Consider the following 16075-nt stretch of genomic DNA (forward strand, 5'->3'; position numbering starts at 1 on the left):
CAGGTGTGCCACGAACGGCCCAGGCCCACTTTCCTAAATAAAATTTAGCCAGCCAAACTTTGGCTAAAGAATGTTCCGGTTTCGCGCTATCCCTTCGACAATGCGCGCCTTTCGTGACCGGTCGGTGCCTCCCGCGCACCGGCCGTCGCAGCATCGAAGATGGAGCCCGACATGACCGACCACACCGCATCCCCGCCACCCCCACCCGCGCCGCCGCCACGCCGCCGCCGCGTGTGGCGCACGCTCGCGGGCGCGCTGCTCGGCCTGACGGTCGCGTGCGCGGGTATCGGCGCATGGACGATCCAGCGCATCTGGACGCAGCTGCCATCCGTTGAGCACCTCGCCGTCTATCGTCCGGCGCTGCCGCTGCGAATCTTCTCGCGCGACGGCGACCTGCTGGCCGAATACGGCGTCGAGCGCCGTGAGTTCGTGCCGCTCGAACGCATCCCGCCGCTGATGCGGCAGGCGCTGCTCGCGGCCGAGGACGCGAAGTTCTACCAGCACGGCGCGGTCGATTTCAGCGGCCTCGCGCGCGCGACGTTCGCGAACGTCGTGACGGGGCAACCCGGGCAGGGTGGCAGCACGATCACGATGCAGGTCGCGCGCAACTTCTACCTGACGCGCGACAAGGTGCTGAGCCGCAAGCTCGCCGAGATCCTGATGGCGACCAAGCTCGAACGCGAATACAGCAAGGACAAGCTGCTCGAGCTATACATGAACGAAATCTATCTGGGCGAGCGCGCGTACGGTTTCGCGGCGGCCGCGAACGTGTATTTCGGCAAGCCGCTCGACGCGTTGAGCGCAGGCGAGGCGGCCGTGCTCGCGGGGCTGCCGAAGGCGCCGTCCGCGTTCAACCCGGTCGTCAATCCGGCGCGCGCGACCGCGCGGCGCAATTACGTGCTCGGCCGCATGCATGCGCTCGGCCAGCTCGACGACGCGACGTACCGCGCGGCCGTCGACGCGCCGATCGCGCTGGCGACCACACCGCCGCCCGGGATCATCGCGGCGCCTTACGTCGCCGAGCGCGCGCGCCGGATGATGGTCGAACGCTTTCAGGACGACGCCTATACGCTCGGCCTCGACGTGACGACGACGATCTCGATGCGCGACCAGCGCGCGGCTGAAGCGTCGCTCGAACGCACGCTGAGCCGTCAACAGCGCGCGAAGCGCGATGCGCGCAACGGGCTCGAAGGCGCACTCGTGTCGCTCGACGCGGCAACGGGCGACATGCTCGCGCTCGTCGGCGGCGCGGATTTCAACCGCAACGTGTTCGACCATGCGCTGCAGGCGTATCGCCAGCCGGGTTCGAGCTTCAAGCCGTTCGTCTATTCGGCGGCGCTGGAAAAGGGCTACTTCCCGGGCGTGCTCGTCGACGATACGCAGCGCACGCTCACGCACGAAGAAACCGGCGCGCGGCCCTGGCGCCCGCGCAATTTCGCCAACAACTACGAGGGCTTCATCCCGGTGCGGCGCGGGCTCATGCGCTCGAAGAACCTGGTCGCGGTCAGCCTGATGCAGGCCACCGACGCGCGCTACGTGCAGCAGCACGCGGTGCACTTCGGCTTCGACGCGCAGCGCAATCCGGCGTCGCTGCCGCTCGCGCTCGGCGCGGGCGCCGTGACGCCGCTCGAACTGGCAAGCGCCTACAGCGTGTTCGCAAACGGCGGCACGCGGATGGTGCCGCGCCTGATCCTGTCGGTGAAGCAGCGTCATGGCGGTGCGATGTACGAGGCCACTGCACCCGCCGGCGAGCGCGTCGTGTCGGCGCGCAATGCGTTCATGATGGACAGCATGCTGCGCGACGTCGTGAAGTCCGGCACCGCACGCGGTGCGCTCGCGCTGCGCCGCGACGACGCGGCCGGCAAGACGGGCACGTCGAACGGGTCGAAGGACGTGTGGTTCGCCGGCTACTCGTCGGGCATCGTCGCGGTCGCGTGGCTCGGCTACGACACGCCGCGCCCGATGGGGCGCGCGACCGGCGCATCGCTGGCGTTACCGGTCTGGCTCGACTACATGAAGACGGCCGTCGATGGGCGTACGTCGGTCGAGGCGACGCCGCCGCAGGACGTCGCGCTCGTCGACGGCGACTTCGTCTACGCCGAATACACGCGCGGCACGTGCACGGCCGATGTGCCGTCGTACATCCGCAGCCGCTTCGCGTGCGGCGGAGCGGCGGTGGCGGTTGGTGCGTCCGGCACGCCGGGCGACCATGGCAAGCCCGTCGAGCCGATGCCTGCCGCGGTCGATGCGGCCGAGCGCGAGCGCGTGCTCGACCTGTTCCGGACGGATGACTGACGCACACCATGCATACGCTTTATCTGATTGCAATCGTCGCGGAAGCGATGTCGGGGGCGCTGATGGGCATGCGCCGCGGGATGGACCGTTTCGGGCTTGCGCTCGTCGGTGCGGTGACGGCGCTCGGCGGCGGCACCGTGCGCGACGTGCTGCTCGGCCACTATCCGCTCGGCTGGATCGCGCATCCGGAGTACCTGGTGATCACGCTCGTCGCGGCGACCGTCGCGTCGTGGGTCGCACGGCATGTCGCGCGAATGAAGACGCTGTTCGTCACCGTCGACGCGATCGGCCTCGCGGCATTTACGATCATCGGCTGCGACATCGGCGCGTCGACGGGCACCGCGCCGATCATCGTCGTGCTGGCCGGCGCGATTACGGGCGTCTGCGGCGGGATGCTGCGCGACCTGCTGTGCAACGAGATGCCGCTGATCCTGCGCGAGGAACTGTATGCGAGCGTCGCGTTCGTCACGGGCGCGCTCTATGTCGGGATGCAGCACCTTGGCATCGATGCCGGGGTCGCGACGGTGGTCGCGCTTGTCGCGGGGTTCGCGATGCGGATGTTCGCGGTGCGGCTGGGCTGGAAGATGCGCACGTTCGGCGTGGCCGACGTCGAGCATTGAGCAGGGAGGCTCGCCATCCGCGCGGCGGGTTGGGGGCGCGAGCGGTGCCGGCCCGGGCGTTCGGGTGAGCGCCCGGGCCGAACCGAATGTCAGTCGGCCTGCATCACCTGGAAGACGTTGCCTTCCGGATCGATGCCGTCGTACATCGTGTACGCGAACCCGTCATAGCGCTTGAGATCGCGCACCGTCACGCCGCTGCCGGCCAGCCGGTCGCGATGCGCGCCGATATCCTGGCCGATCGAGAACACGAACTTCACGTGGCTCGCTTCCGCGCGCGTCTCCGCGTGAGCGGGCGCCGCGTGGCGGAACGCCGGGCCGGCGAGATGCAGCGCGAGCTCGATGGCGCCTGCGCCGAGCACGACCCACTCGTTGTCGATTTCCTCAACGACGGGCAGATCGAAATACTGCCGGTAGAACGTCTTGAGCGATGCGACGTCCTGGACGTACAGGATGATGCGGGTCATCGGAAGTGGCATGTGGGTCTCCTTGAAGGGGATGCGCGAAGCGCGATTGATGCTGCGTGAACGTGCTGCTATCGGTAAGACCAGACATCGAGCGGTGCAACAGTCGTGCGGCGCAGGCCCGCGCTATGCAGGCACCATCACCGGCGGCGTGCCGTCGCCGGTGTCCACCATCTTCACCGCGAATCCGTAGCACTGCGCGATATGGGCCGGCGTCATCACGTCGCGCGGCGTGCCGTGCGCGACGATCGTGCCGTCGGCGAGCATCGCGATCGTATCCGCGTGCCGCGCGGCGAGATTCGGATCGTGCACGATCGCGAGCACGCCGAGCTGCCATTCGCGCGCAACGCTGCGCACGGTATCGAGCAGGCGGTGCTGATGCGCGAGATCGAGCGCGGCGGTTGGCTCGTCGAGCAGCAGGTAGCGCGGGCCGTATTCCGTTGCATCGTCGTCCGGCCACAGCTGCGCAAGCACGCGGGCGAACTGCACGCGCGCGAGTTCGCCGCCCGACAGTGTCGTCACGTCGCGGCCGACGAGCGCATCGGCGCTCGCGCGTTCGAGTGCCCGCCACGCGATGTCGCGATCGCGGTGCGACGTCGCGCCGCTGCGCCGCGCATGCGGATAGCGGCCGAGCAGCACGATTTCGTCGACGCTGAACGGGAACGCCGGCTGCGCGGTCTGCGGCAGCACCGCGCGCAGGCACGCGAGCCGCGGTGCGTCGATGCGCGCGAGCGGTTCGCCGTTCAGCGTAATGTCGCCGGTCACGCGCACGCCGTTCGGCGTGCCGCCGCCGGTCAGCTCGCCGGCAAAGGTCTTCAGCAGCGTGCTCTTGCCCGCGCCGTTGCGGCCGAGCAGCGCGGTCACGCGGCCGGGTTCGATCGACAGCGACAGGTCGCGCAGGATCGTGCTGTGTCGACGGGCGACGTCGAGGTGATGGGCGGTCAGCATGGTCGTCGTGAGGGAAGGGTTAGCCGCCGAGCGCGCCGCGGCTCTTCCACAGCAGCGCGAGAAAGAACGGCGCGCCGAGCAGCGCGGTCAGCACGCCGAGCGGAATTTCAGCGGGCGCGGCAACGGTGCGCGCGGCGAGATCGGCGGCGAGCGTCAGCAGCGCGCCGAGCAGCGCGGCGCCGGGCAGCACGACGCGCTGGTCGGGGCCGCACGCGAGGCGCACGCAATGCGGCGCGACGAGCCCGATGAAGCCGATGATGCCCGCGCACGACACCAGCGCGCCGACTGCGAGCGCGACTGCGACAAGCACGCGCCGCTTCAGCCGCTGCACCGGTACGCCGAGGTGCAGCGCCTCGGTTTCGCCGAGCTGCAGTGCATTCAATGAGTTTCGTTCGCGCGCGAGCAGCAGGCAGCCGATCGCGACGCACGGCGCGACGGCCGCCAGCGCGGACCATTGCGCGCCGCCGAGGCTGCCGAGGCTCCAGAAGGTCAGCGAGCGCAATTGCGCGTCGTCGGCGACGAACGTGAGGAGCCCGATCGCAGCACCGACCAGCGCATTGATCGCGATGCCGGCGAGCAGCAGCAGCGGCAGCGCGAGCCGGCCGCGCGACGCAGCGAGCCGGTAGACAAGCGCCGCGACCGCGAGCGCGCCCGCGAATGCGGCGACGGGCAATGCGGCCGCGCTCACGTGCGCGGCAAAGCGTGCGGGGCCGAGCACGATCATCGTCGTTGCACCGAGCGCGGCGCCGCTCGACACGCCGACGAGCCCCGGATCCGCAAGCGGGTTGCGGAACAGCGCCTGCATCGCGGCGCCGGTCGCCCCGAAGCCGCCGCCGACCAGCAACGCGAGCGCGACGCGCGGCGCGCGGATGTCGAACAGCACCGCGCGCGCCTGCTGCGCGGCCGCATCGCCGGTCAGCGCGGCCCAGGCTTCCGCGAGCGGAATGCGATAGGCGCCGACGCACAGCGCGACGACGGACATTGCGCACACGAGGCAGGCAAGCGCGGCCAGCGCGAACGGTGCGAAGCGGCGTGACGTGCCGATGCGCGCGGCGCCGGAGCGCGACGCGGGCGACGGTGCAGAGAAGGGCGAAGCGTGAGCGGGCATCGGGGCAGTCCGGAATCAGGCGAGCGCATCCGACAGGCGTCGGTGCAAGGTCGTGACGGCGAGCGGCAGGCGCGGGCCGAAGCCGAGCAGGAACAGCGCATCGAGCGCCACGACGCGCTGTGCACGGCCGGCCGGCGTCGCGCCGAAGCCGGGCGTCGCGAGCAGTGCGGCGCGGCCGCCGACGGCCGCGAGCCCTTCGTCGGAGATCAGCACGACGTCGGGCGTGGCGGCCGCCAGCGCCTCGGTCGTCAGCGGCTTGTAGTGATCGAAGCCCTGCATCGCGTTGCGCGCGCCCGCGTAGCGGATCATCGCGTCGGCGGCCGTGCGCTGGCCGGCGACGAGCGCCTGGTTGCCGGTATGGTTCAGCACGAACAGCACGCGCGGCGGCTGTGCGCCGCCGGGCGCGCGGGCAGCGACCGCGTCGTGCGCGGCCTGCCAGTCGCGGTCGAAACGTTGCAGCAGCGCGGTACCGGCGTCGCGCACGTCGAGCGCCTGCGCGACGCCCGTGATCTTCGCGCGCACCGATTCGACGTCGTGGCGCTCGTCGAACGTCGTCACCGCGACGCCGGCGCTTTTGACTTGCGCGATGGCGGTGGGCGGCCCGGCTTCCGCCGACGCGAGCACGAGATCGGGCCGTAGCGACAGCAGCCCCTCGGCCGACAGCGCGCGCTGGTAGCCGACCTTCGGCAGCCGCTTCGCGGCGTCGGGGTACGTGCAGGTCGTGTCGGCGCCGACGAGCCGGTAGCGCGGCGTCTCGGCGCCGCCGAGCGCGAACGCGGTTTCCGCGAGTGCGCCGCCGATCACGACCACGCGTTTCGGTGCGGCCGGCGCACCCTGGGCGAGCACGCTGCCGGGCAGCGCGCCCGCGAGCGCGCCGGCCGCCGCGCCGGCCAGCACCGCGCGGCGGCGCGGATCGAACGGTCGCGCGCTCACCGCGCGTCCCCGCGTGCCGCGGCCGGCAGCGTCGCGACGAGCGCGCGCCAGTCGTCGCGCTCGACCTTGCCGGGCTTGCGCTCGCCGAACAGCAGCGCGACGTGGTCGCCCTGCCGGTCGAACAGCTCGAGCGACGTGACGATGCCGTCACTGGTCGGCTTCTTCACGACCCACGCGGCGGCGATCAGATCCTCGCGCACGTGCAGGTTGAAGCCCGGGTCGAGTACGTTGATCCATGCGCCGACCTCGCGCACGTTCGCGACGGGGCCCGTATGGATCTGGATCATCCCGGCGTTGCCGACGAACACCATGATCGGCTGGCCGCTTAGTGCTGCCTGCTGGAGCACGTGACGCAGCGCGTGCGTGGTTTCGACCGGATACGCGTATTGCGGATCGGCGAGGCGCAGCGCCTGCATGCGGCTCACGCCGAAGCGCTGCGTGATGCCGAAGAACTGGTGCGTGTCGGTCATCGCGTCCCAAGCGGCGCGGAAGCCCGCGACGTCGATCTCGGTGTCGGCGCGCTCGGGCGTTTTCGGCGTGGCGGGCACGACCTCGAGGCCGGGCTCCTGCGACGCTGCGCGCCAGCGTTCGACGAACGCGTCGTACGCGGCATGATCACTGTGCGCACGCAGGTAGACCTTGTGGATCGCATGGCCCTGCGCGTCGAAGAATTGCAGGCTCTTCAGCGGGCCGTGCGCGGTCTCGTCGCGCACCGCGAACGCCGATACCCAGTGACGATAGAAGATGCGCAGATCGATATCGCCGAGCGCGAGGCCGACGGGGCCGTCGTGGCTCATCTGCGCATACTCGCCGTCCTTTTCGTGGACGGCCGTGTCGTTGCGCGTGAGTGCCATCACGCGGCCGAGGCGCGGCATTTCCTCGAACATCGCCGGAAAGCGCGCGTCGAGCCGCACGACGTGTTCGCCGACGAACGCGGCGAGCGCTTCGCCTTCGCTCACGCCGAGCGCCTGCGCGACGTCGCGGTTGCGCAGCTGGCGCTCGGTCTTGAGCTTGATGAACGCGTCGCGCAGCGCGGCGGCCGCGCGGGCCGGCGTGGCGGGTTGACCGGGAAGGGCGGATTGCATCATGTCGGACTCCTTCAAGTAACGGTTGGGGTGGCTGCGCGGGCGGCGCGCATCAGAAATCCACTTTCATGCTGACGGCGACCGTGCGTCCGGACGACGTATACGCATCGAGCACCTGCGAATCGGCCGCGATGCCGCGCACGTCCGACCAGTTCCAGTATTTGCGGTCGAACAGGTTGCGGATGCCGATCGTCGCGCTCACGTGCTTGTTGAAGCGGTAGCCGCCCCGCAGGTCGACGACGAACGACGACGGCGGCGAGAAGCACGACTTGTTCGAGCAGTCGGACTTGTCGATGTCCTTGTCGCGTTTCGCGGCCTGGAACAGCAGGTCGGTCTGCACGTACCAGCGTTCGGTCGGCTCGTAGCGCACGCCGAACACGGCCGAGAACGGGTTGACGGTGTTCAGCGGCTGGCTGGCCGCGCCGTCGTTCTGCGTCGAGCCCTTCGTGAACGCCATCGCCGTCTTCAGCGTGATGCCGTTCGGCATCACCCATTCGGCGCGGCCTTCGAGGCCGTGAATGCGCGCGTCGGCGAAGTTCACGTACTGGAACACGAACGGGTCGGCCGGCCGGCCGCTGCCGGCGATCGTCGTGCGCGAGATGAAGTTGCGGTAGCGGCCCGTGAACGCGGCCGCGCTGTAGCGCACGACGCCGTAGCCGGTGCCGGCCTTGCCGCGCAGGCCGGCTTCGAACGTGTCGCTCGTCTCGGGCTTCAGGTTCGGATTGCCGATCGACGTGTAGCCGTACACCGGGTTCGAGAAGCTGCTGTTCACCTGGTCGGGCGTCGGCGCGCGGAAGCCGTGCGCGTACTGCACGTACGGAATGACCGCGGGCGTGATCTCGTAGAGCACGGCGACACGCGGCGACAGTTCGTTCGCGCTCGTCGATACGGCCTTGCCGGTGAACAGCGGATCGTTCTCGGTCGGGCTCAGCCGGTACGTGTCGAAGCGCAGGCCTGGCGTGACGAGCAGGCGGCCGTAGCCGATCTGGTCCTGCACGAACGCGCCGAACAGCGTGTAGTCGGTGTCGGGGAACGCCTTGTTCGGGAATGCTTCGCCGACGCCCGGCACCGTGCCGTCGCGCATGTTCGTCACGCGCGACAGGCTGCCGTCGACGCCGTACAGCAGCTTGTGCGCGAACGGGCCGGTCGCGAAGCCGCTCTCGGCGAACGCGGAGCCGCCGAACGTGCGCTCCTTGTACTGGTTGTCGCGCGAGCGCGAAGCCGCCCGGCCGCGCGTCTCGAACGCGTACTGGTCCTGCTTCGCGTCCTGGTAGTAGAACTGCACGTGCGCGGTCTGGAACCAGCGGAACGCATCGTCGCGGAAATCGTAGTCGACGCTGAAGCGGTTGCGTTCGAGCCGGTCGTAGGTCGTGAGGCCGAGCGTGGTCGGCGGGCTGATCGCCGACAGCACGTCGGTGCTCACGCGGCGCTGCACCGTTTCGGCGGTGAACTTGATCGTGTCGCGCGTGGTGGGTGTCAGCACGAGCTTGCCGAGCAGCGATTCCGAATAGACGTCCTGCGGATTCGACGTGGTGCGCAGCGTGCTCGCCGAGTTGTTGCCGCCGCGCGTGTCGACCTCGTGGCCGCGCCGGCCGTCGGCGATGATCATCCCCTGCACGCGATCGTTGCCGCCTGCGGCCGACACGGTCGCGCCGATGCTGCGGTCGGCCGAGTCGTAGCTCGGCCGGAACGAGAAGTAGTAGGGCTTGTGGTAGATCGACAGCAGGTCGCGCGGATCCTTCGTGATGAAGTTCACCGCACCGGTCAGGCCGTCGCTGCCGTACAGCGCCGAGGCCGGCCCGCGCAGGATCTCGATGCGCTTGAGCGTGTCGAGGTCGGCGTAGTCGCCGCGCCCCGCTTCGAGCGGGCCAAATGAAAACGCGTTCGGCAGGCGGATGCCGTCTTCCATCAGCAGCACGCGATTGCCTTCGAGGCCGCGGATGTTGATGCTCGAATCGCCGTCGCGGCCGCCGCCGAGCGCGGCGCTGCCAGGCCGGTACGCGGTGCGGCGCACCGTGATGCCCGGCTCGTAGCGTAGCGCGTCCTTGATGTTGGTGGCCTGCTGTTCTTCCAGATCCTCGTCGGTGATCACCGAGACGGACGCCGCCGTGCGGCTCACGGCCGTGGCGGTGCGGTTGGCCGTGACGGTCACGGGGTCGAGCAGCGCCCCGTCGCCGCGCGTGGACGCGGCGATGAGGACGGTGGAAGGCGGGGTGGCGCCTTGCGGCGACGAATCGGCGTGAGCCGGGGCGGCGGACAGGCCGAACGCGCCGAACAGCGCGGCACAGATCGGCCGCCGCGCCAGCGTATAGCAATGCACAGGTGGTCTCCCATTGACGAAAACAAGCCCGAAGGCTGGCTGGGTGACGCGTTCACCTGGCTGGCCCGCCCGCGCACGGAAGGCGGCGAGCGGCGAATTGAAAGGCAACTGATAACTCTACCAGTGTAAATGAGAATTATTATCAATACAAGAAAGCAAAGCGGCTCGTGTGGGTGAGCGCTCACCTGCGCGGCTCGGGCGAGCCGCGGCGGGAAATTCGGGAGAAACGCGGGCCTGACTAGGCCAGCGCTTCGATGCGGATCAGCAAGTTGCGCGCATGCGTGATGAACGCGTCGTGCGTTGCGCGATCGCCGTGGCCGTCGAAGCCGGCCTGTTCGGCGAACACGATCTGTTCGGTGTAGAGGTCGACGAGCGCACGGCGTGCGTCAGGGGGAAGGGCGCGGATCATCGACACGATCAGCAGTTCCTGCGCGCGAAGCGTGCCGGACAGCGTCTGGACGTTCATGCTGGCCTCCTCGGACGATGCGGCGGCGAGCCGCTCTTTCCATACTAGGCGGTCGGCGTGTGCAGTGCAGGCGCGGTGTGGGCGAGGCGGTGGGCAGAACGCGGTTCGACGGGGTAATCGACTGCGCCGTTGCACGACGCGAAACGCGCCGCGCGCGGCCGGGCGCCGTGAATCGAAGCGTGCAGGGATTAAGCGTGCAGGGATGCGAACGGAATCAGCTGGCCGACTTCGCGGCCTGCGCATCGCGCACGACCTTGGCGACGCGTTCGACGAACGCGGCATCGACGCTCGACAGCGCTTCGCGCTTGCCGTCGGGCATCTCGACCATCAGGCGATACGTGACGTCCTGCGTGGCCCACGCGAGATAGCCGACGACCGCGAGCATCACGCCGATGACGAGCCCGGCGCTCGATCCGGCGATGCCGCCTGCGACGGCGACGGCCGCGCCGATCAGCGAGATCAGCGACGGCACGAGGCGGTTCTTCGGAATCTTGACGACATCGACCTGGCGGATGTCACGTAGTGCGAATACCTGCCCGGCAGCCGACAGGCCGTTGCGCGTGATCGTCACGCCGCGTTCGTTGAATGCGTTTTCCATCGTGTGTTGCGTGGACGAAAACGCGCAGCGTAGCAGGTTTCGTTGCGGCATCAAACGAGACCGACTGCCGCACGATGCGTGCGGCGTGGCCGAAAGACGGGAAGCGGGTGGAACAGGAAGGGGTTCAGAACTGCAGCCGGCCGTCGCCGTAAAGCCGGCCCGGCACGTGCGAGGCGACGACCTCGGCGATCTCTTCGTCGGTCGATTCGGCCGGCACGATCTGGCGCCGCGCGGGCGCGTCGAGATGCATCGTCCATTCGACGAGGCGATACGGCCGGCCCCACGGGCGCTGCATTTCGACCGATACGCGGCAGCTCTGGACCGGCATCGAGTGTTGGCACGTCAGAATCGCGTGCAGATGGCTGAAAACGGTATCTTCGATCATCATGGCCTCCGATCCTGTCTTGTGGGCAATCGATGGCGGCGCCGTCGGCGGTTCAAAAAAAAAGCCGCCGATGCTCAGGCGGCCAACAGGGGGGGTGAGAGCATCCTCTCAGCCCAGAATTAAGCGAAACTTAAAAGCACATAAAAAAGCGCCCCGCGTGGAGCGGGGCGCTTCTTGCCGTCGTGATCCGCGAGTTAAGCGGATGCTTTAGAACTTGTGACGGATACCGATACGTGCGGCGATCTGGTTCTTCGAACCCGTGCCCGACGTGTTGAAGTAGCTCGTGCTCGAGCCGATCTGCGCTTGCACGCCCTTGCCCGATGCCTGCTGGTACACGACCAGGCCGTACACGTCCGTACGCTTGCTGAGTGCGTAGTCGGCGATACCGTTGACCTGGTTCCAGTGCCACGAGTTGCCGTTCTGCGTTGCGTTCGTGTACGTGTAGCCGAGGCCAGCCGACAGAGCCGGCGTGAAGGCGTACTTGCCGCCTGCTTCGTATGCGTTGTAGAACGTGCCGCCCGCGCCCGAAACGGTCGAGAACTGCGTACGCGTCCACAGCAGCCATGCCGTTGCCGGGCCCCAGACGTAGCGGCCGCCCACACCGTAGGTGCGCAGGTCGCGGACGTTACCCGTGCTGATGTTCGCGATCGTCGTCGAGAACGACGGCGTCGACTGGCTCGGGAAGCGGATGTCCGTGTACGCGGCGCCGACCGAGACCGGGCCGTTCGCGTAGTTCAGGCCGAAGCTGTATGCGCGCGACGAGCCTGCCGTCGTCGTCGTGCCCGACGTCGTCGCGGCTGCGCCTGCGAAGTCCGTCGAGTTCGAGAAGCCGTACAACGCGCCGAACGTGAAGCCCGAGTAGTTCGCGCTCTGGAACTTCACGGCGTTGTTGATGCGGCTCGACGTGAGCTGGTCGATGTCGTTCACGTGGTAAGCGTAGTTACCGCCGACCGTGTTGCCGCCCGTCGAGTAGTTCGAGCCGAGGACGTCGGTCGAGAACGAGTACTGGCGACCGAACGTGACCGTGCCGTATTGCGACTGGCTCAGGCCGACGTAAGCTTGACGACCGAAGATCGCGCCACCCTGGCCGATCGTGCCGTTGCCGCTGTTGAAGCCGTTTTCGAGCACGAAGATCGCCTTCAGGCCGCCACCGAGGTCTTCGGTGCCGCGCAGGCCCCAACGGCTGCCTTGGGCAACGCCGTCGTCATACTTGAACAGCTTGCCCGTGCCACCATTGGCGGTCTTGCTGTGGTTCACGTAGCTGATACCGGCATCGATAACGCCGTACAGGGTCACGCTGCTTTGTGCGTGCGCCGTGCCGGCCGTTGCTGCCAGGACGGCGATGGTCAACAGTTTCTTGTTCAAAGGAATCTCCGAGCGAATAAATGGCGTGTCCAGTTGCGGTTCCGGCGCTCTCTATGGGCGCTTTCACGTACCGGCGGCAACTTTATCGAGGGGCCACGTAATGAATATGACAGCGGCTGTCATATGAAGAATCTGTGGCGTCGATGCGACACTGAATTCTGCCTGCTTGTATAGTCGGTGGTTATACCGATTCAGACTGAGATTCGATCGGAATCAGGAATATGCACATGAAATAAGCTTGGTTGGTGGCGTTCCGGCCCCATGCCACGATCCGTGTTCCAACAAACGACACGGGACAAGAGGACACCATGCGACGTTCATTCCTGACCGGCCTGGGCGCACTCGCCGCCGCGCTGGCATTCGCGGCGCCCGGCGCGCACGCCGACCCGCAAACCCTGAAAATCGGCACGATGAGCGGCCCCGACGCACAGATCTGGACCGAGGTGACGAAGGTCGCCGCGCGCGAAGGCCTCGCGATCAAGGTCATCGAATTCAACGACTACGTGCAGCCGAACGCGGCGCTCGATGCCGGCGATCTCGACGCGAACGGCTTCCAGCACCAGCCGTTCCTCGACAGCCAGATCAAGCAGCGCGGCTACAAGATCGTCAACGTCGGGCTCACCTACACGGCGCCGATGGGCTTCTATTCGAAGAAGCTCAAATCGCTGAAGGACTTGCCGGTGGGCGCGAAGGTCGGGATCCAGAACGATCCGTCGAACGGCAACCGCGCGCTGCTGCTGCTGCAGAAATACGGCGTGATCAAGCTGAAGGCGGGTGCCGGCACCAACGGCGTGAACGCGACGCCGCTCGACGTCGCCGAGAATCCGAAGAAGGTCAAGATCGTCGAACTCGACGCCGCGCAACTGCCGCGCGCGCTGCCCGATCTCGATGTCGCGTCGATCAACACCGACTACGCGGTGAAGGCCGGGCTCACGCCGGTGAAGGATGCGATCGCGATCGAGGATCTGCGCGGGCCGTATGCGAACCTGATCGCGGTGCGCGCGCAGGACAAGGACAAGCCGTGGGTGAAGAAACTCGTCGCGGCCTATGAATCGGACGACGTGCGCAAGTTCATCGACCAGAAGTTCGGCGGCGCGATCGTGCCGGCGTTCTGAACGGTTTCATACGACGGCACGCCGGATTACCGGATCTCGACGGTCCGGAAAGCAAATCGCCCGCGCAAGCGGGCGATTTCGTTGGTGCGTGCGGGTAAGCGCGCCGCGCGCCGTGACCCGGCGCGCGGGCCGGCCGCTCAGGCCGACAGCAGCGAACCGGTGCGGATGGCCGTGGCGCCGGCGATGCGCGCGACTTCCATGCCGGCCGTCGCGAAGCGCACGATCTGGCGCGCGTACAGCACGCCCGACACGCTGCTCTTCAGCGTGACGACGCGATCGGTCAGCGGATCGACGATGTCGGCCACGGCCTCGCCGGCCTCGATCATCGCACCCACCGGCGTGCGGAACACGATCACGCCCGACACCGGCGCGACGAGCGGATCGGTGCCCGCGAGCGGCGTGGCCGGATGCGCGAGCGGCGGCAGCGGCGCCGGCTTGCCGTCGACGACACCGCGCTCGGTCAGGTATTCGACGATCGCCTGAGCGTCCTTTTCGGCGAACTCGTACGACACGTCGCGCTCGCTGCGCAGTTCGATCGTGACGGAAATCGCGCCGTTCGGGATCGGGAAGCGGTCGCCGAAGCGGTTGCGCAGATCCGACCAGCAGAAGCTGTGGATCTCGTCGAACGGGTTGCCGACCGAATTCAGCGCGAGCAGCGACGCCTGCGCGTCGAGATAGCGCGACAGCGGCTCGACGTCGGGCCACAGATCCGGGTTCGTGTAGAGGTGCATCACCGCGTCGCTGTCGCAGTGCAAGTCGAGCACGATATCGGCGTCGAACGACAGCTTCTGCAGCGCGAGGCGTTGCGAGTCGAGCTCGGTGCGCGGCTGCTGCTCGTCGAGCGCCTCGCGCATCGCGGCGCGCACGGCGACGAGGTTGTGCTGCGCGTCGTTCGTGAGGCGGTGTTCGACGCGCGGCAGCACGAGCGCCGCGAGATCGTAGAAATTGCGGTTGAAGTTCTGCATCGAGCCGAGTTCGAAGCGGCCGAGGTGATCGCCGAACACGTGTTGCGACAGGCCGATCGGGTTCGGCACGGGCACGATGACGACTTCGCCGCGCAGCTTGCCGGCCGTCTCGAGCGCGGCAATCTTGCGGCGCAGCAGCGTGGCGACCAGCATGCCGGGCAGTTCGTCCGCGTGCAGCGACGACTGGATATAGACCTTCTTGCCGCCGCGCGGGCCGTAGTGAAAGCTCGTGATCTGGCGTTCGGTACCGACGGCGGGGGAAATCAGCGGATGGGTCTGCGTTTGCATGATGGGGAGTGCGGCGCAGCCGCGAATGATCCGGTGTGCGTGGAAGATCGATTGTACGTTGCCCCCTCGCCGCCATCAAACCGGCGCCAGAAGCCGTCGATTTTCGTTGAGAATCATCAGGTTGGTGCGGAAAAAATAACGCTGCCGGCGCCGCGCGCGCAAAAAAAACGGGCTCCTCGCGGAGCCCGTTTGCGTCGCAGCGAAGCGTGCGATTGCCGGCGAATTACTTGCCGTAGACGTCGAAATCGAAGTACTTCTTCGCGATCTTCGCGTACGTGCCGTCCTTGCGCATGCCGGCGATCGCGCCGTCGATCTTCGCCTTCAGGTCGGTGTCTTCCTTGCGCAGGCCGATGCCGGCGCCTTCGCCGAGCGTCTTCGGATCGTCGAGATCCTTGCCGGCGAAATCGAAGTTCGCACCGCGCGGGGTCTTCAGGAAGCCGATGTCAGCCTGCACCGCGTCCTGCAGCGCGCCGTCCAGACGGCCGGAGATCAGGTCGGCGTAGACCTGGTCCTGGTTCTGGTAAGGCACGACGTTCACGCCCTTCGAGGCCCAGTACGTCTTCGCATAGGTTTCCTGAATCGTGCCCTGCTCGACGCCGACCGACTTGCCCTTCAGCGATTCGGCCGTCGGCATCAGGCCGGCGCCCTTCTTCGTGACGAGGCGCGTCGGCGTGTTGAACAGCTTCGCCGAGAAGGCGATCTGTTCCTGACGCGCCGGCGTCATCGACATCGACGACAGCACGCCGTCGAACTTGCGGGCCTTCAGCGCCGGAATCATCCCGTCGAAGTCGTTTTCGATCCACACGCACTTCGCGTTCATGCGGCGGCAGATTTCGTTGCCGAGATCGACGTCGAACCCGACCACTTTGCCGTCAGCGCCTTTCGATTCGAAAGGCGGGTAGCTTGCGTCGACGCCGAACCGCACGGTCGACCAGTCCTTCGCGTACGCGCCGCCAGCCGATACGGCGAGCAGGGCGACGGTCACAGCCGCAAGAATCTTTTTCACTCGGTGACTCCTCGTTTTGTTCGATGGGTGCGCGGTTGTGCCGCGCCGTAAGCCTTCGGCCTGGCGCGGCTTCGCGTCAGGCTGTCCGTTTCGCCCACCCGATGCGGGCGCGCGACG

At 67.7% G+C, this 16075-nt stretch carries 15 protein-coding genes; 3 read left to right on the plus strand and 12 right to left on the minus strand.

The features are described 5' to 3' along the window. Nucleotides 1-171 precede the first annotated feature (171 nt). Complete coding sequence (locus QZM67_RS10920) at nt 172-2295, plus strand: penicillin-binding protein 1A (protein WP_301802667.1); 2124 nt, start codon at nt 172-174, stop codon at nt 2293-2295. Nucleotides 2296-2303: 8 nt separating this feature from the next. Further along, nucleotides 2304-2915 carry a trimeric intracellular cation channel family protein gene (locus QZM67_RS10925; protein WP_043181041.1) on the plus strand — a complete coding sequence of 204 codons (612 nt, stop codon included), beginning with the start codon at nt 2304-2306 and terminating at the stop codon, nt 2913-2915. A gap of 89 nt (nt 2916-3004) precedes the next feature. On the opposite strand, the gene QZM67_RS10930 is transcribed toward QZM67_RS10925, so the two are convergent. From QZM67_RS10930 to QZM67_RS10975, 10 genes are all read right to left on the minus strand, one after another. Then, nucleotides 3005-3391 (minus strand): VOC family protein, encoded by a 387-nt coding sequence (locus QZM67_RS10930; RefSeq protein ID WP_301802670.1) that lies wholly within the window; start codon nt 3389-3391, stop codon nt 3005-3007. Between the two features lie 111 nt (nt 3392-3502). After that, nucleotides 3503-4324 carry a heme ABC transporter ATP-binding protein gene (locus QZM67_RS10935; RefSeq protein ID WP_301802672.1) on the minus strand — a complete coding sequence of 274 codons (822 nt, stop codon included), beginning with the start codon at nt 4322-4324 and terminating at the stop codon, nt 3503-3505. A 19-nt stretch (nt 4325-4343) separates the two neighbouring features. Further along, a complete protein-coding gene (locus tag QZM67_RS10940; RefSeq protein ID WP_301802674.1) occupies nt 4344-5432 on the minus strand; it encodes an iron ABC transporter permease in 1089 nt (362 codons plus the stop codon). A gap of 15 nt (nt 5433-5447) precedes the next feature. Then, nucleotides 5448-6365 carry a hemin ABC transporter substrate-binding protein gene (locus tag QZM67_RS10945; protein ID WP_301802676.1) on the minus strand — a complete coding sequence of 306 codons (918 nt, stop codon included), beginning with the start codon at nt 6363-6365 and terminating at the stop codon, nt 5448-5450. Continuing rightward, a complete protein-coding gene (locus QZM67_RS10950; RefSeq protein WP_301802677.1) occupies nt 6362-7453 on the minus strand; it encodes a hemin-degrading factor in 1092 nt (363 codons plus the stop codon). Before QZM67_RS10950 ends, QZM67_RS10945 begins: the two co-directional genes overlap by 4 nt. 49 nt (nt 7454-7502) lie before the next feature. After that, a complete protein-coding gene (locus QZM67_RS10955; RefSeq protein ID WP_301802679.1) occupies nt 7503-9770 on the minus strand; it encodes a TonB-dependent hemoglobin/transferrin/lactoferrin family receptor in 2268 nt (755 codons plus the stop codon). A gap of 238 nt (nt 9771-10008) precedes the next feature. Then, complete coding sequence (locus tag QZM67_RS10960) at nt 10009-10236, minus strand: hypothetical protein (RefSeq protein WP_043181024.1); 228 nt, start codon at nt 10234-10236, stop codon at nt 10009-10011. A gap of 214 nt (nt 10237-10450) precedes the next feature. Further along, complete coding sequence (locus tag QZM67_RS10965; protein WP_175022946.1) at nt 10451-10834, minus strand: DUF6232 family protein; 384 nt, start codon at nt 10832-10834, stop codon at nt 10451-10453. Between the two features lie 124 nt (nt 10835-10958). Then, a complete protein-coding gene (locus QZM67_RS10970; protein WP_011353838.1) occupies nt 10959-11219 on the minus strand; it encodes a DUF2866 domain-containing protein in 261 nt (86 codons plus the stop codon). A gap of 207 nt (nt 11220-11426) precedes the next feature. Then, nucleotides 11427-12584 carry a porin gene (locus QZM67_RS10975; RefSeq protein WP_043181019.1) on the minus strand — a complete coding sequence of 386 codons (1158 nt, stop codon included), beginning with the start codon at nt 12582-12584 and terminating at the stop codon, nt 11427-11429. A gap of 308 nt (nt 12585-12892) precedes the next feature. On the opposite strand from QZM67_RS10975, the gene QZM67_RS10980 reads away from it, so the two are divergent. Continuing rightward, the gene (locus tag QZM67_RS10980) at nt 12893-13699 is read left to right on the plus strand and encodes a MetQ/NlpA family ABC transporter substrate-binding protein (protein WP_175022944.1); all 807 of its coding nucleotides are present in this window, start codon (nt 12893-12895) and stop codon (nt 13697-13699) included. 137 nt (nt 13700-13836) lie between these two features. Here the strand turns inward: QZM67_RS10980 and QZM67_RS10985 are convergent, their stop codons facing one another. Together QZM67_RS10985 and QZM67_RS10990 are read right to left on the minus strand one after the other, a co-directional pair. Then, nucleotides 13837-14952, minus strand: a complete 1116-nt coding sequence (locus QZM67_RS10985; protein WP_301802682.1) for a succinylglutamate desuccinylase/aspartoacylase family protein — start codon at nt 14950-14952, stop codon at nt 13837-13839. A gap of 223 nt (nt 14953-15175) precedes the next feature. Continuing rightward, the gene (locus tag QZM67_RS10990) at nt 15176-15958 is read right to left on the minus strand and encodes an ABC transporter substrate-binding protein (protein ID WP_043181012.1); all 783 of its coding nucleotides are present in this window, start codon (nt 15956-15958) and stop codon (nt 15176-15178) included. Nucleotides 15959-16075: the final 117 nt, after the last annotated feature.

The sequence above is a fragment of the Burkholderia sp. AU45251 genome (assembly GCF_030482905.1).
Taxonomy (GTDB): Bacteria; Pseudomonadota; Gammaproteobacteria; order Burkholderiales; family Burkholderiaceae; genus Burkholderia; species Burkholderia aenigmatica.

Bases quoted from the DNA above. Each gene is read 5' to 3' on its own strand.
- QZM67_RS10920 (WP_301802667.1), top strand. From the start codon at position 172: ATGACCGACCACACCGCATCCCCGCCACCCCCACCCGCGCCGCCGCCA.
- QZM67_RS10930 (WP_301802670.1), bottom strand. From the start codon at position 3,391: ATGCCACTTCCGATGACCCGCATCATCCTGTACGTCCAGGACGTCGCA.
- QZM67_RS10950 (WP_301802677.1), bottom strand. From the start codon at position 7,453: ATGATGCAATCCGCCCTTCCCGGTCAACCCGCCACGCCGGCCCGCGCG.
- QZM67_RS10980 (WP_175022944.1), top strand. From the start codon at position 12,893: ATGCGACGTTCATTCCTGACCGGCCTGGGCGCACTCGCCGCCGCGCTG.
- QZM67_RS10960 (WP_043181024.1), bottom strand. From the start codon at position 10,236: ATGAACGTCCAGACGCTGTCCGGCACGCTTCGCGCGCAGGAACTGCTG.
- QZM67_RS10940 (WP_301802674.1), bottom strand. From the start codon at position 5,432: ATGCCCGCTCACGCTTCGCCCTTCTCTGCACCGTCGCCCGCGTCGCGC.
- QZM67_RS10965 (WP_175022946.1), bottom strand. From the start codon at position 10,834: ATGGAAAACGCATTCAACGAACGCGGCGTGACGATCACGCGCAACGGC.
- QZM67_RS10935 (WP_301802672.1), bottom strand. From the start codon at position 4,324: ATGCTGACCGCCCATCACCTCGACGTCGCCCGTCGACACAGCACGATC.
- QZM67_RS10925 (WP_043181041.1), top strand. From the start codon at position 2,304: ATGCATACGCTTTATCTGATTGCAATCGTCGCGGAAGCGATGTCGGGG.
- QZM67_RS10985 (WP_301802682.1), bottom strand. From the start codon at position 14,952: ATGCAAACGCAGACCCATCCGCTGATTTCCCCCGCCGTCGGTACCGAA.
- QZM67_RS10970 (WP_011353838.1), bottom strand. From the start codon at position 11,219: ATGATCGAAGATACCGTTTTCAGCCATCTGCACGCGATTCTGACGTGC.